Source organism: Sphingomonas sp. BL-S-25, from assembly GCF_055521555.1.
Genome location: NZ_CM145486.1, coordinates 3,565,334 through 3,578,618 on the forward strand (window position 1 = coordinate 3,565,334; position 13,285 = coordinate 3,578,618).

Genomic DNA, 13,285 nt, shown 5'->3' on the forward strand with positions numbered 1-13,285 from the left:
CCCGAGACAAGCTTGGGGAGGATTGTTACTGGAGCATCACATGACGACCCGCACGCCCGCACGCCCGTTCCGCTCCCGCGAATGGTTCGCCGCGCCCGGACGCGCCGACATGGCCGCGCTGTATCTCGAGCGCTTCATGAACTACGGCATCACCCGCGACGAGCTGATGTCGGGCAAGCCGATCATCGGCATCGCCCAGTCAGGCAGCGACATCGCGCCGTGCAACCGCATCCATCTGGAGACGGTCAAGCGTGCACGCGAAGGCATCCTGGCGGCGGGCGGCGTGCCGATGGAATTTCCGCTTCACCCGATCTTCGAGAATTGTCGCCGTCCGACCGCGGCGCTCGACCGCAACCTGGCCTATCTCGGGCTGGTCGAGATCCTGAACGGCTATCCGATCGACGCGGTGATCCTGACCACCGGCTGCGACAAGACCACGCCGTCGTCGCTGATGGCGGCATCGACCGTCGACATTCCCGCGATCGTCCTGTCGGGCGGGCCGATGCTCGACGGCTGGCACGAGGGCGAACTGGTCGGCTCGGGCACCGTCATCTGGCGCAGCCGCCGCAAGATGGCCGCGGGCGAGATCGACGAGGCCGAGTTCCTGCGCCGCGCCACCGACAGCGCGCCGTCGGCGGGCCATTGCAACACCATGGGCACCGCCTCGACGATGAACAGCCTGGCCGAGGGGCTGGGCATGTCGCTGCCCGGCTGTGCGATGATCCCGGCGCCCTACCGCGAGCGCGGCCAGATGGCGTATGAGACCGGCAAGCGCATCGTCGACATGGCCTATGAGGATCTGCGCCCGTCAAAGATCCTGACGCGCGCCAGCTTCCTCAACGCGATCAAGCTGCTGACCGCGATCGGCGGCTCGACCAACGCCCAGCCGCATCTGATCGCGATGGCACGCCATGCCGGGGTCGAGATCACGCCCGAGGACTGGATGACCGGCTATGACCTGCCGCTGCTGGTCAACATGCAGCCGGCGGGGCAATATCTGTCCGAACGCTTCCACCGCGCGGGCAGCATCCCCGCGGTGATCCGCATGCTGGTCGAGGCCGGGATGCTCGACGGTTCGGTCGCGACCGTCACCGGCCGCACCCTTGCCGAAAATGTCGCCGACGCCGCGGTGCGCGATCCCGAGGTGATCTGGCCGATCGACGCCCCGCTGAAGGAAAAGGCCGGCTTCCTCGTCCTCAAGGGCAATCTGTTCGACATGGCGATCATGAAGACCAGCGTGATCTCCGACGAGTTCCGGGCACGCTATCTCTCGCGTCCCGGTGCCGAGGGCGTGTTCGAGGGGCGGGCGATCGTCTTCGACGGATCGGACGATTATCACCACCGGATCAACGATCCCGCGCTCGACATCGACGAGAATTGCATCCTCGTGATCCGCGGTTCCGGCCCGATCGGCTGGCCCGGCTCGGCCGAGGTGGTGAACATGCAGCCGCCCGATCACCTGATCCAGAAGGGCATCATGAGCCTGCCGACGCTGGGCGACGGTCGCCAGTCGGGTACGTCGGACAGCCCGTCGATCCTCAACGCCTCACCCGAGAGCGCGGTGGGCGGCGGCTTGTCCTGGCTTCGCACGGGCGACGCGATCCGCATCGACCTGAACAGCGGCAGCTGCGACGCGCTGGTCGACGAGGCCGAGATCGCCCGGCGCAAGGCCGAGCCGGCACCGCCGATCCCCGAGAGCCAGACGCCCTGGGAAGAGCTGTTCCGCGAAAAGACCGGCCAGCTGGGGCAGGGCGGCACGCTGGAATTCGCGGTCAAGTATCGCGGCACCAGCAACACGGTGCCGCGCCACAATCACTGATCCGCTTCGGCACCCTCATGGCGCAGGTCGATGAGGGTGCCGAGCACCTCGCGGGCGTGCATGACCTTGTCCTCGCCCAGTCGCTCGACCAGTTCCTCGTCGATCGCATCGCGCGCGATCGCCTGAGCCGCTGCCGCCCGTCGACCGCGATCGGTCAGCGTCAGGACGAAGCGGCGGCGATCCTCGGGATCGACCGCCCGCTCGACATAGCCGCGCAGCACCAGCGCATCGACCAGCTGCCCGCCGGCCTGCTTCGACACGCCCATCTGGGTGATGATGGTCCCCAGCTTCAGGTCGCCGTGCGACAATGCACCGACGACGTACATCCCGCTGCGCGGCATGTCCTCGCAGCCGACGACCGCCAGCGCCTTGCGCATCGCCTCGCCGTATGTGGTTCGCGCATTTCGCAGCAGCGCGGGCAGCACGACATAGGACCAGTAGGGGACGTGTTGGATCATAGGAAATTTCCTATGGTCAATCTACGCTATAGTCAATGAACTGGACCAAATACCATCCAGATCGACATGGCCATCATCATCACATTCTCGGTCAGCGAGACGAAGCCGAGCGGCACATTGCTGCTCCCGCCGACGCACGCGCATTTCAGCGTGCGACGGTCGACATAGACCGCCTTGAACACCGACACCGCGCCGATCGTCCCGATCACCAGCGCCACCGGCGCCGACAGCCAGGTCAGCGCCCCGGCGACCATCAGCACCCCCGCGCCACCCTCGGCAAAGGGATAGATCCGCCCATAGGGCACCCAGCGCCGCGCGAGCAGGTCGTAGTTGAGGAACATGGTCGAGAAACGCTCGATATCCTGGAGCTTCAGCAGCGCGAGCACGCACATGCTGAAGGCGATGAACCACTCGCCCGCGCGGATCGTGAAGGGTGTGCCATGGACCGCCTGGCTCGCCGCCAACGCCATCAGCGCGGTCATGGCGAACAGCGCGATTACCGGGCGATAGCTCGTCGCGTCGGGATCGCGCACCGGCTTGCCGAGAAAGGCGGTCAGGTCATCATGGCCGCCGATCCGTCGTCCGTCGATAAAGGTCTGTGGCGTGGTCTTCACGCCATGCTCTGCCTTGAACGCATCGGTCTCGGCGCGGGTGCGCAGCGGGCGATCCTCGACCTGATAGCCATGTTTGCGCAGCAGATGCAGCGACTTGAGGCCATAGGGGCAGACATGGTCGGGCAATACCATGCGATAGAGAATGGCGCGTTTCGGCGCGGCGTCGGTCATCGGGGTCTCCTTGCGGCTCAACCGTCGCCGGACCATATGGGGTCCGTACCATGGTACGGAGTCAAGACATGGCGGGACTGACCATCGCGAAACTGGCCGCCGCGGGCGGGGTGGGGGTGGAGACGGTGCGCTATTATCAGCGCCGCGGCCTGCTGGGCACGCCCGATCGGCCGCGGGGCGCAGGCAGCGTCCGGCGCTATGACGATGCGGCGGTCGGACGGCTGCGCTTCATCCGCTCGGCCCAGGCCGCCGGCTTCACGCTTGAACAGATTGGCGAGCTGCTCGAACTCGATGCAGGGCACGACCATGGCCGCGCCCGCGCGCTGGCCGAGGAGCGGATCGCCGCGCTTGACGCGAAGATCGCCGAACTGGAAGCAGCACGTGCCTCCCTGCGCAGGCTGGCGGGCCAGTGCGCCGCCAGCCGCGGCCCGTGCCCGATCCTGGAAGCGTTCGGCTGAGCTAGATCCCGACCGAAACCTCCACGCCGGGCAGGCCGGGTACGTCGACCTCGAACGAGAACAGGTCACCGGCCTGGGGCTCGGCCTCCAGATCCTCGGGGCTGCAATGCTTGTTCGCGGTCGTGGCGAACACCGTCTTCAGCTCGGGGCCACCGAACGCGATCTTGGTGATGGCGCTGACCGGGAAACGGATCGTCTCGAGCAGCTCGCCGGTGGGCGAATAGCGGCGCACCGCCCAGCCCTTGTAGAGCCCGGTCCACACGCACCCCTCGGCATCGACGGTGGGTCCGTCGGGATAGCCTTCCTCGTTCGGAATGGTGGCGAACAGGCGGCGGTTCGACAGCGATCCGTCATCACCGACGTCGCAGGCATAGATGAACCCGCCCAGCGTATCGGTGTGATACAGGGTGCGGCCATCGGGGCTGAGCGCGGGGCCGTTGGTGATCGAGTAATTGGGGCTTTCGGCCACGCAACTCCCATCGGCGTGGAGCCGCCAGATCGTGCCGGTCTCGGCCGCCTCGTGATCGTCCATCGTTCCGAACCACAGCCGCCCCTGCGGATCGACCGTGCCGTCGTTCAGCCGGTTGTCGGGCAAGGCAGGCTCGGGATCGACCAACGGCGTGAAGCTGCCGCTGCGCTCGTCAAACCGGGCAAGGCCGGTCTTGAGGCCCGCGACGAAGCCGCCGCCGGCAATCGGCAGCGCAAAGCCGACCTGGTCGGGCGCTTCCCAGCTGGTCTTCACCTCTGTCGCCGGGTCGAAGCGGTGGATGCGGTGGCTCTTGATGTCGGTGAACCACAGCGCCGGGTCGCGCTGCACCCACACCGGACCTTCGCCCAGCGGCGCGCCGAGCTGCCAGACGCTGACGGGCTCGGAGCGCTGCACGGTCATCTCAGCGCCAGCCCGCGTCGACGAAATAGGTGTGGCCGGTCACCAGCCGAGCATCGGCGGAGGCGAGGAACAGCGCCATTGCGGCGATATCATCGGGGACCAGGCGCCCCTTGAGACACTGGGCGTTGACGATCTCTGCCTCGCCCTCGGGCGTGTACCATTTCAGCTGGCGCGGGGTTCGGACATTTCCCGGCACGATGCAGACCGAGCGGATATTGTCGGGGCCGAGTTCGCGTGCGAAGCTGCGCGTCAGCCCCTCGATTGCCGCCTTGGCCGTCTGGTAGAGCGTCAGCCCTTCCAGCGCGAGATGCCAGGAGATCGAGCCGAGATTGACGATCACGCCGCCGCCCTGTTCGCGCATGCCCGGAATCACCGCCTGGGCGCAGAAGAACAGGTGCTTGAGGTTTACGTTGAGGCGGTTTTCCCAATAATCCTCGGTGATCTCGTCGATCGTGTGGCGATCGTCATTCGCGGCATTGTTGATCAGGATATCGAACGCGCCAGCCTCGGCAATCGCTTCGGCGATCTTCGCTTGCAGCGCCTTGGTGTCGGTCAGGTCCATATGGTGGAACACCGGTGTCTTCGCCGCGCCCGACAGGCTGGCGACCAGTTCCTCCGAGTCCGCCTGGGCGATGTCGAAAAAGGTCACGTCGCACCCCTGGCGGACGAACCCCTCGACCAGCCCCGCGCCGATTCCCGATCCGCCCCCGGTGATCAGCACGCGCTTGCCTTCCAGGCTGGGGTAGATCGCGCGCAGATCGCGGGTCAGCGTGGTGGTCATGGGATCGGCTTCCGACATTCGAGGGTCTTCCAGAAACTTGAGGGGCAGCCGCGGCGCGCGGGCTGCAGGCGCTCAGCCATTGACGGGCTGGGCAAGCAGGCCGCGTTCGGCCAGGTTGCGCATGAGATCGCGGATGCCGAACGCCCAGGGGGCGGCGGCCTTGCTGGTGGTGACGCGGTTGACCAGCTTGCCCAGCTTCGGGCTGGAGATGCTGACCAGGTCGCCGGTCTTGTGGGTGAAGCCGCGGCCGGGATGGTCGCGGTCCTGGATCGGCGCGAACAAGGTGCCGAGGAACAGCGCGAAGCCGTCGGGATATTGATGCTCGCTCAGCGCCTGGCGGACCAGTTCGGTCGGATCGCGGCTGATCTGGCTCATCTTGTTGGTGCCTTCGAGCCGATAGCCTTCGGGCCCCTCGATCACGAGGTCGATCTCCGCGGCGCGGACATCGTCGAGCGTGAAGCGGTCGTCGAAGACGCGGATGAACGGCCCGATCGAGGTCGAGGCGTTATTGTCCTTGGCCTTGCCCAGCAACAGGGCCGAGCGACCCTCGAAGTCGCGCAGATTGACGTCATTGCCAAGTGTCGCGCCGCGGATCGTGCCACTGCGGTCGACGATCATCACGACTTCGGGTTCGGGATTGTTCCAGTCGCTGTCCGATCGCACGCCGATCTCGGCACCCCAGCCGACCGACGACAGCACCGGCGCCTTGGTGAAGATCTCCGCATCGGGGCCGATCGCGACCTCGAGATACTGCGACCACATGCCCGCCTCGATCAGCGCTGCCTTCAGGCTGGCGGCCTCGGGCGTGCCGGGGACGACCGATCGGATGCCCGATCCGACGCGCGACTCAAGATCGCCGCGGATTTCGGAGGCCTGGTCGGAGTCGCCGCGCGCGCGCTCTTCGATCACCCGCTCGATTGCCGAAAGGGCAAAGGTAACGCCTGCCGCCTTGACGCATTGCAGGTCGATCGGGGCGAGCAGCCTTGCGGGATCGAGATCCTCGACACGGCCAATTTCATCGCCCGACAGGCTGGTCAGATCGTCGCGCTCGAGCAGGTCGGCGACCGTCGGCGCCTGACGCGACACGTCATGGACCACGCCGCCGCGGACGATGACGGGGCTGGGGCCAGAGTCGAGCAGGAGACGGCCGACCAGTACGGCGTCGGCAATGTCGACAGGCAGCATTTCAGCTGTGAACGCTTCCAAGATCAATCCCCGCCCAATGATCGTTGTTTGATAGCGCTACCATTGTGGCGCGCGGGGGCGGCTGTCAAGCGTTCTGGAAACTGGGGTCAGCGCGCGGCGACGCTGATATGGTCGATGATCTCTGCGACGATGGTCGCGGAGGCACGCATTTCGCCATCCGCGCTGGCCTGTACGGTTTTCCATCGGCCGAGCAGGCCGGCGGCAGCGATCTGGCCGTACATCTGGCGGACCCGCAACTGCAGGGCCGCGTCCGACTCATGCTCGTCGAAGCTGCGGTCGGTATAGCTGCGCTGCGCCTTTTGCAGGATCAGCGCGCGGGCCAGGTCCCACGGCGTGTCGAGATAGATATTGAGGTCGGGGACGGGCAGGGCGAACTGCCCGGTTTCCAACTCGGCGATCCACGCGAGCAGATCGGCGGCGTCCCCGTCCAGCTTCGCGCCCTGATAGGCCATGTTGGAGGCGACATAGCGGTCGAAGATGACCATGTCGTGCGTCGCCTGGGCCTTCAGGATGTGGTCGCGCGATTCCAGCCGGTCGAGCGCATAGAGCACCGCCGCAGCCTTGGGGGTGACGGGAACCGGCATGTCGCCGGCCAGGAAACGGCCGATCGTGACGCCGCCGACGGTGTTGCCATAGCGCGGGAAGGAGATGACCGTGGCGCTGCGCCCCATCGCGTTCAGCGTCTCGCACAGCATGCCAGCCGTGGTCGCCTTGCCCACGCCGTCGGCGCCTTCGATCGCGATCAGCAGTCCCACGCGGTTCGTCTCCCTTTGCAACGCCCCCTCCTAGGCGCAGGGTTATCGCTTGTCACCGTCGCGTGATGCCATCCGCAAGAGAGGGCGATCAGGTGTTGAAAAGGCTCGCCCTTAAGGCCCGCGCGCGCCTTCGTGCTTGCCATGCGCCGGTCCAAACCGCCATCAAGGCGGTCATGACGGTTCCGAACCGTCCGGAACCAGGGGAGAGACATTGGTGGTCAGAATGATCCTGTTGGCGGGGGCGGCGCTGTCGCTTGCCGCCTGCGCGAGCGAAGGCTCGAAACCGCGGACGGCATCGTCCGAGCCGGCGGCGAAAGGACCCGGCAAGGGCAAGGGCTATAATCACGACCCGTTTCCCTCGACCTATCGCGCCTATCCCGGGCGTCCGACGCTGATCACCAATGTGGTCATCCTCGACGGCGAGGGCGGCCGGATCGACGGCGGGTCGGTGCTGTTCCGCGAGGGCAAGATCGTCGCGGTCGGCCGCGACCTGGCCGCCGGAGACGCGACCGTCGTCGATGGCAAGGGCAATTACGTGACCCCCGGCGTGATCGACATCCACAGCCATCTGGGCGACTATCCCTCGCCCGGCGTTCAGGCGCTGTCCGATGGCAACGAGGCGACCGCCCCGGTGACGGCCGAGGTCTGGGCCGAGCATAGCGTCTGGCCGCAGGATCCCGGCTTTTCGCGCGCGCTGACCAATGGCGGCGTCACCACGCTGCAGATCCTGCCGGGCTCGGCCAATCTGTTCGGCGGCCGGTCGGTCGTGCTGAAGAATGTGTATGCCCGCACCGCGCAGGGGATGAAGTTTCCCGGCGCACCCTATGGCCTGAAGATGGCGTGCGGCGAGAATCCCAAGCGCGTCTATGGCGGGCGCCAGCGCGCGCCGTCGACCCGGATGGGCAATATCGCGGTCGATCGCGCAACCTGGGCCAAGGCGGTCGAATATGGCCGCCGCTGGGACAAATATGAGGAAAAGGGGGGCGAGCCGCCTGCGCGCGACATCCAGATGGATACGCTGCGCGGCGTGCTGGACGGCGAGATCCTGGTCCAGAACCATTGCTACCGCGCCGACGAGATGGCGCTGGTGATGGATATGGCCAAGGAGTTCGGATACCGCGTCACCGCCTTCCATCATGCGACCGAGGCGTACAAGATCGCCGACCTGCTGAAGGCCAACAACACCTGCGCGGCGGTGTGGGCCGACTGGTGGGGGTTCAAGATGGAATCCTATGACGCCATCACCGAAAATCTCGCCATCCTGGAAAAGGAAGGCGCGTGCGCGATGATCCATTCGGACGACGCCAACGGCATCCAGCGGCTGAACCAGGAAGTCGCCAAGGCGCGCCAGGCGGGCATTCGCGCGGGCTTCCCGATCAGCGAGGAGACGGCGTGGCGCTGGCTGGCGATCAATCCGGCCAAGGCACTGGGCATCGACAAATGGACCGGCAGCCTGAAGGCCGGGAAGATGGCCGATGTCGTGCTGTGGAACGGCAATCCGTTCAGCGTCTACACCCGGCCGCAGATGGTCTGGGTCGACGGCGCGCTGCTGTACGATGCGAACAATCCGAAATTGCGGCCCGTGTCCGACTTCGAACTGGGCCAGCCGGGCGAGGGGGACGTGAAGTGATGAAGGCTCTGCTCCTCTCGGCCGCAGCGGCGGCCGTCGCCATCGCAGCGCCCGCACTCGCGCAGGATGTCGCGATCACCAATGCCAAGCTGGTCATCGGCGACGGCGCCGCGCCGGTGGATGGCGGCACCGTCGTCATCCGCGCCGGCCGCGTGGTCGCGGCCGGGCAGGGCGTCGCCGTGCCCGCCGGCGTCCGCGTGATCGACGCGCAGGGCAAATGGGTCTCGCCCGGCATCTTTGCCGGCTTCTCCCGCCTGGGCATCGTCGAGGTCGATGGCGTGTCGGAGACCAACGATGCCAATGCGCGCAACTCGCCCTTCCATGCGGCGCTGGACGTCGCCCCCGCGGTCAACCCGAAGACCAGCGCGGTCGCGCTCAACCGCTCCGAAGGGGTGACCCGCGCGGTCGTGGCCCCGGGCGACTCGGGATCGATCTTCGGCGGGCAGGGCGCGGTCATCGACCTGGGTGCCGACATGGACGCGGTGACCAAGCCGCGCGCCTTCCAGTTCCTGGAATATGGCGAGACCGGCGCGGGCAATGGCGGAGGTAGCCGTCCGGCCGCCTATGCCACGCTACGCAACGCGCTGTTCGAGGCGCGAGATTATGCGCGCAACCCGGCCAGCTATGTCGATCGCGGCAAGGATGCGTTCCTGACCCGCGCCGATGCAGAGGCGCTGCAGCCGGTGATCCAGGGCAAGGTGCCGTTGCTGATCCATGTCGAGCGCGGATCGGACATCCTGGTGGTGCTGGGCCTGAAGCGCGAGATGCCGCAGCTGCGGATCGTGCTGGTCGGCGCGACCGAGGGGTGGACCGTCGCGCGCGAGATCGCCGCGGCGGGCGTGCCGGTGATCGCCAGCGCGCTGGCCGACCTGCCGGCATCGTTCGAATCGCTGGCGGCGACCCAGTCCAACATCGGCCGGCTGAAGGCGGCGGGGGTGACCGTCGGCATCGGCATGATCAACGACGACGAGGCGCGACAGGCGCGGCTGGTGAAGCAATATGCCGGCAATCTGGTGGCGCTGAACCGCATTCCCGGGGCGAACGGGCTCGACTGGGGCGCGGCCTTCGCCACGATCAGCTCGAAGCCGGCCGAGGCGATCGGCATGGGCGACGAGTTCGGATCGCTGCGCGCCGGACGGCGCGGCGATGTCGTGGTCTGGGACGGCGATCCGCTTGAAGTCGGAACGGCGGCGGTGACCGTGTTCATCGACGGCGTCGAACAGCCGCTGACCAATCGCCAGACTCGTCTGCGCGATCGCTATTGGGACCCGAAGGAGAAGGGCCTGCCCAAGGCCTATGAGCGCTGACGGAACCGCGTCGGCGGGCAAGGCATTCAGAACGGACAAGGAGATTACCATGAATAAGGCATGGATCGGCGCCGTCGCCGCGGGATTGCTGGCAACGGCATGCTCGTCGGGCACGACGAACAACCAGACGGTCGCCAACGACCTGGCCCAGCCGGGCGACATCGTGGTGCCGGCAGACGAGACCGCGCTGAACGAGGAAGCGATGGTCGGCAACGGCGCCGAGCAGGGCAACGCGCTGGCGACCGTGCTGGGCATGACCGAGAGCCAGCGCAACATCCCGTTCGTCCGCGCGATCATGGATTCGGGCTTCCGCTGCGACGGCGTGACCAAGTCGGAGCGGGTCGACGATTACCAGGGCCAGCCGGCCTGGCGCGCAACCTGCAAGGACGGGACGCTCCACCTGCTGACGGTGAAGCCCGACGGGACGGTGAACATCATCAGTCGGACGGACAACTGAACGGCGTTCGAGCCGATCGTTAGGTTCTTTCCCTCCCCCGGAGCCGCAGGCTCCTGGGGCGCAGAGTGAGGGAATAGAAAAGGGGGAGGCCGGTTGCCCGGTCTCCCCCTTTTTGCATTCGCTGAGCTCGGATCAGAGCGCGACGACGCCGCCGTCATTCTTGGTGATGATGGCGATCGCCGAGCGCGGGCGTACCGTGGCGCCGGCCGTACCCGACTGGCTGGCCGGCCAGTGGCTGGTCGGTGCGGCGGGCGTGCCGCCTTCGCCCGGATGCTGGATGCCGACGAACAGCGTGCGGCCGTCCGGGGTCGAATCGACGCCGGTGATCTCGCACTCGACCGGCCCGACCAGGAAGCGCTTCAGCGTGGCGGCGGTTGCCGCTGCGCCGATGCGGGTCGCCTGGGTGGCGGTGGCGCCGCCCGAGCCGGTGTTGGTGATCGTCTTGGTCGTGCCGTCCTGGACGGTGCCCGGGATGGCGGCCAGCATCATGCAGTTGGTGACGTCGGTATAGGCACCGTCATCGGTCTGGATCCACAGCACCGGCTTGACCAGGCCCGAGGCGTTCTGCGGCCGGCCGAACCACAGGCCGTCCGGGCTGGAGAAGTCGTTGTCCGCCGTCAGGCCCGACAGGTTGATGTTGGCCGGATCCAGATCCGCGCCGGCGCCGAACAGATAGATGTCCCACTTGAAGCTGAGCGCCTCGGTCGTGTCGCCATCCTCGCGCAGGCGGACGATATGACCGTTGGGGTTGCCGTACTGGGCGCTGCCCGCCGTGCCATAGGGGTCGTTATAGTGGCGCGGGTTCGCGGCATCCGTGCCGTTCAGCGGGCGCAGCGACGCATTATTGTTGGTCAGCGTCAGATAGACTTCGCCGGTGACCGGATTGACCGCGGTCCATTCCGGACGGTCCATCGGGGTCGCGCCGACCGCGTCGGCGGCAAGGCGGGTGTGGACGAGCACGTCCGCCTGGCTGGCGAAGGGATAGGTGGCGTTGGAGGCGGTCAGCGGGCCGGTGCCGAATACCAGCGGCAGCCATGTGCCGGTGCCGTCGGCGTTGAACTTCGCGACGTACAGCGTGCCGGCGTCGAGATACTTGTCGCCCATCGCGAGGCGATCCGCATTGGTGGCATCGGCCGCCGACCAGGCCGTGGCCGACACGAACTTGTACAGATATTCGCGGCGCGAATCGTCGCCCATGTAGAAGGCGGGCTTGCGACCGGCGACGAAATTGCCGGGCCAGCAGCCTTCATGGCCCATCCGGCCCAGCGCGGTGCGCTTGCGCGGCGCGGCCGACGGATTGTACGGATCGACCTCGACCACCCAGCCGAACTGATTGGGTTCGTTGCGGAAATCGGCCAGCGCATCGGCGCCGGTCGCGCGCGCGTCCCAGCGGCGGAAGGTCGTGTTGGCGGAGTCCGCAGCGACGACGCTCGACCAGCCATAGCTGCCGGTGCTGCTGGTCACGCCGTAGCGGCTGAGACCGGTCAGTTCCTTGACCGTGCGCGCGGCATTGTCGCCCGAGCGGCGGAAATAGCCGGCCCAATTCTCCTCGCAGGTCAGGTTGGTCGCCCAGGGGGTGTGGCCATTGGCGCAATTGTTGATCGTGCCGCGGCCGGTCGTGCCGTCCTTGGAATAGGCGGTCTTGAGGAAGTCGGTGCCGCGCACCGGGCCGTTGAATACCGCCGGCGTGTTCGGCGTGATGCGGCGGTTGAAGCTGCTCGCCTGGACATAGGCCCATTGGCGGTTCGCGCCTTCAGCATATTCGACGACCGACAGGCCGTGGCACTCGATCTCCTTGAGCGCCTCCGCCTCGGGGCGGGCGCCGCCGGTCGTGGTCGCGCCGGCGACGTGGAGATACTGCTGATTGATGTTCTCGTGGTTCTGAACGATCAGGCCGCGGGTCGAGGCACTGTCGTCGCGCGCGCCGGCGGCGCTGAGCCCATACCAGGACAGCGCGTCGCCATGGTCGCCGATACGCTGGGCATAATTGGTGTCGGTGCCGTTATTGGCGAAGGCAGCAACGCCGTTGGCAATCGGGTCGCCCAGGCGCGCGCCGATCTGGACGGTGTAGCCAGCGGGCACGGTGACGACGTCGTTCTTGTTCTTCGCGACCGCGGTGAAGCCCAGCGCGGCGAGGCTGACCCGGACGGTCGTGTCGGTGGTGGTCGTGTTACCGCTGTTGTCCGTTGCGGCGAAGCGGAAGACGAGGTCAGTCGCAGTGGACACCGCGGGCGCGATGAACGTCGTAGAAAGCGCAGACGGCGTGCTGAGCGAGACGGTCGGGCCAGAAACCTGGGTCCAGGCCGTTCCGGTGATGGTCGCATTGTCGCCCGCGGCGCCGGTCAGCGTGACGACGCGGCCGGCTGTCGTCGCCCCGCTCGAGCCGGCCGTCACCACCGGGGCGGGATTGGTGGAGAAGTTGTCGTCGCTGTCGCAAGCCGCCAGGACCGAGCCGCCGAACACGGCGCCGGTCAGCGCGACGCTGCCGTTACGGATCATCTCGCGGCGCGAATAGCGCTGGGCGACCATGTCGTTGAGCGACTCGGTCGCGCTCATATTGGTGTCGACGTCGCCGTCGGTATAGCCGAAGCTGATCTCGGTCATTGGATGCAAGTCCCCTTTGCGCTCCGGGCATGCGCGCCCGAATCGACCGCCGCTTTGCGAGGCGTGGATTGCGCGGTGATGCATGCGCGAAGTCGTTACGATGACGGTATGGGGACAGGTTGATGACGGCTCTTGC

At 67.0% G+C, this 13,285-nt stretch carries 12 protein-coding genes; 5 read left to right on the forward strand and 7 right to left on the reverse strand.

Annotation, left to right across the window (positions count from 1 at the left end; translation table 11 throughout):
* The first annotated feature begins 40 nt into the window (after positions 1-40).
* Positions 41-1,819, forward strand: coding sequence for an IlvD/Edd family dehydratase (locus ACZ1H8_RS17235; protein WP_465178444.1), 1,779 nt, complete (start codon positions 41-43; stop codon positions 1,817-1,819).
* Here the strand turns inward: ACZ1H8_RS17235 and ACZ1H8_RS17240 are convergent.
* Positions 1,813-2,277, reverse strand: a complete 465-nt coding sequence (locus ACZ1H8_RS17240; RefSeq protein WP_465178445.1) for a MarR family winged helix-turn-helix transcriptional regulator — start codon at positions 2,275-2,277, stop codon at positions 1,813-1,815. The two genes, ACZ1H8_RS17235 and ACZ1H8_RS17240, sit on opposite strands and share 7 nt — an antisense overlap.
* A gap of 32 nt (positions 2,278-2,309) precedes the next feature.
* Positions 2,310-3,062 (reverse strand): MauE/DoxX family redox-associated membrane protein, encoded by a 753-nt coding sequence (locus ACZ1H8_RS17245; RefSeq protein WP_465178446.1) that lies wholly within the window; start codon positions 3,060-3,062, stop codon positions 2,310-2,312.
* Between the two features lie 68 nt (positions 3,063-3,130).
* Between ACZ1H8_RS17245 and ACZ1H8_RS17250 the strand changes: the two genes are divergently transcribed.
* Complete coding sequence (locus tag ACZ1H8_RS17250; protein WP_465178447.1) at positions 3,131-3,520, forward strand: MerR family transcriptional regulator; 390 nt, start codon at positions 3,131-3,133, stop codon at positions 3,518-3,520.
* 1 nt (position 3,521) lies between these two features.
* Here ACZ1H8_RS17250 and ACZ1H8_RS17255 read toward each other — a convergent pair whose 3' ends face one another.
* The 4 genes from ACZ1H8_RS17255 to ACZ1H8_RS17270 all read right to left on the reverse strand — a co-directional run bounded on the left by ACZ1H8_RS17255 (position 3,522) and on the right by ACZ1H8_RS17270 (position 7,151).
* Entirely contained in the window at positions 3,522-4,409 is an 888-nt protein-coding gene (locus tag ACZ1H8_RS17255; protein ID WP_465178448.1) for an SMP-30/gluconolactonase/LRE family protein, read from the reverse strand.
* Position 4,410: 1 nt separating this feature from the next.
* Entirely contained in the window at positions 4,411-5,190 is a 780-nt protein-coding gene (locus ACZ1H8_RS17260; protein WP_465178449.1) for an SDR family NAD(P)-dependent oxidoreductase, read from the reverse strand.
* 72 nt (positions 5,191-5,262) lie between these two features.
* Entirely contained in the window at positions 5,263-6,375 is a 1,113-nt protein-coding gene (locus ACZ1H8_RS17265; RefSeq protein WP_465178450.1) for a fumarylacetoacetate hydrolase family protein, read from the reverse strand.
* Between the two features lie 107 nt (positions 6,376-6,482).
* Positions 6,483-7,151, reverse strand: a complete 669-nt coding sequence (locus ACZ1H8_RS17270) for a dTMP kinase (protein WP_465178451.1) — start codon at positions 7,149-7,151, stop codon at positions 6,483-6,485.
* Between the two features lie 223 nt (positions 7,152-7,374).
* Here ACZ1H8_RS17270 and ACZ1H8_RS17275 point away from each other — a divergent pair, with 223 nt between their 5' ends.
* From ACZ1H8_RS17275 to ACZ1H8_RS17285, 3 genes are read left to right on the forward strand one after another with little or no spacing between them, the layout of a single operon-like run.
* The gene (locus ACZ1H8_RS17275) at positions 7,375-8,781 is read left to right on the forward strand and encodes an amidohydrolase (protein WP_465178452.1); all 1,407 of its coding nucleotides are present in this window, start codon (positions 7,375-7,377) and stop codon (positions 8,779-8,781) included.
* Positions 8,781-10,088 carry an amidohydrolase family protein gene (locus ACZ1H8_RS17280; RefSeq protein ID WP_465178453.1) on the forward strand — a complete coding sequence of 436 codons (1,308 nt, stop codon included), beginning with the start codon at positions 8,781-8,783 and terminating at the stop codon, positions 10,086-10,088. Before ACZ1H8_RS17275 ends, ACZ1H8_RS17280 begins: the two co-directional genes overlap by 1 nt.
* A gap of 49 nt (positions 10,089-10,137) precedes the next feature.
* Positions 10,138-10,545: a hypothetical protein gene (locus ACZ1H8_RS17285; protein ID WP_465178454.1), complete on the forward strand. Its 408-nt coding sequence runs from the start codon at positions 10,138-10,140 to the stop codon at positions 10,543-10,545.
* A gap of 132 nt (positions 10,546-10,677) precedes the next feature.
* Here ACZ1H8_RS17285 and ACZ1H8_RS17290 read toward each other — a convergent pair whose 3' ends face one another.
* Positions 10,678-13,149, reverse strand: a complete 2,472-nt coding sequence (locus tag ACZ1H8_RS17290; protein ID WP_465178455.1) for a PhoX family protein — start codon at positions 13,147-13,149, stop codon at positions 10,678-10,680.
* Positions 13,150-13,285: the final 136 nt, after the last annotated feature.

Bases quoted from the DNA above. Each gene is read 5' to 3' on its own strand.
- ACZ1H8_RS17265 (WP_465178450.1), bottom strand. From the start codon at position 6,375: ATGCTGCCTGTCGACATTGCCGACGCCGTACTGGTCGGCCGTCTCCTG.
- ACZ1H8_RS17245 (WP_465178446.1), bottom strand. From the start codon at position 3,062: ATGACCGACGCCGCGCCGAAACGCGCCATTCTCTATCGCATGGTATTG.
- ACZ1H8_RS17275 (WP_465178452.1), top strand. From the start codon at position 7,375: ATGATCCTGTTGGCGGGGGCGGCGCTGTCGCTTGCCGCCTGCGCGAGC.
- ACZ1H8_RS17235 (WP_465178444.1), top strand. From the start codon at position 41: ATGACGACCCGCACGCCCGCACGCCCGTTCCGCTCCCGCGAATGGTTC.
- ACZ1H8_RS17250 (WP_465178447.1), top strand. From the start codon at position 3,131: ATGGCGGGACTGACCATCGCGAAACTGGCCGCCGCGGGCGGGGTGGGG.
- ACZ1H8_RS17255 (WP_465178448.1), bottom strand. From the start codon at position 4,409: ATGACCGTGCAGCGCTCCGAGCCCGTCAGCGTCTGGCAGCTCGGCGCG.
- ACZ1H8_RS17280 (WP_465178453.1), top strand. From the start codon at position 8,781: ATGAAGGCTCTGCTCCTCTCGGCCGCAGCGGCGGCCGTCGCCATCGCA.
- ACZ1H8_RS17285 (WP_465178454.1), top strand. From the start codon at position 10,138: ATGAATAAGGCATGGATCGGCGCCGTCGCCGCGGGATTGCTGGCAACG.
- ACZ1H8_RS17290 (WP_465178455.1), bottom strand. From the start codon at position 13,149: ATGACCGAGATCAGCTTCGGCTATACCGACGGCGACGTCGACACCAAT.
- ACZ1H8_RS17240 (WP_465178445.1), bottom strand. From the start codon at position 2,277: ATGATCCAACACGTCCCCTACTGGTCCTATGTCGTGCTGCCCGCGCTG.
- ACZ1H8_RS17260 (WP_465178449.1), bottom strand. From the start codon at position 5,190: ATGACCACCACGCTGACCCGCGATCTGCGCGCGATCTACCCCAGCCTG.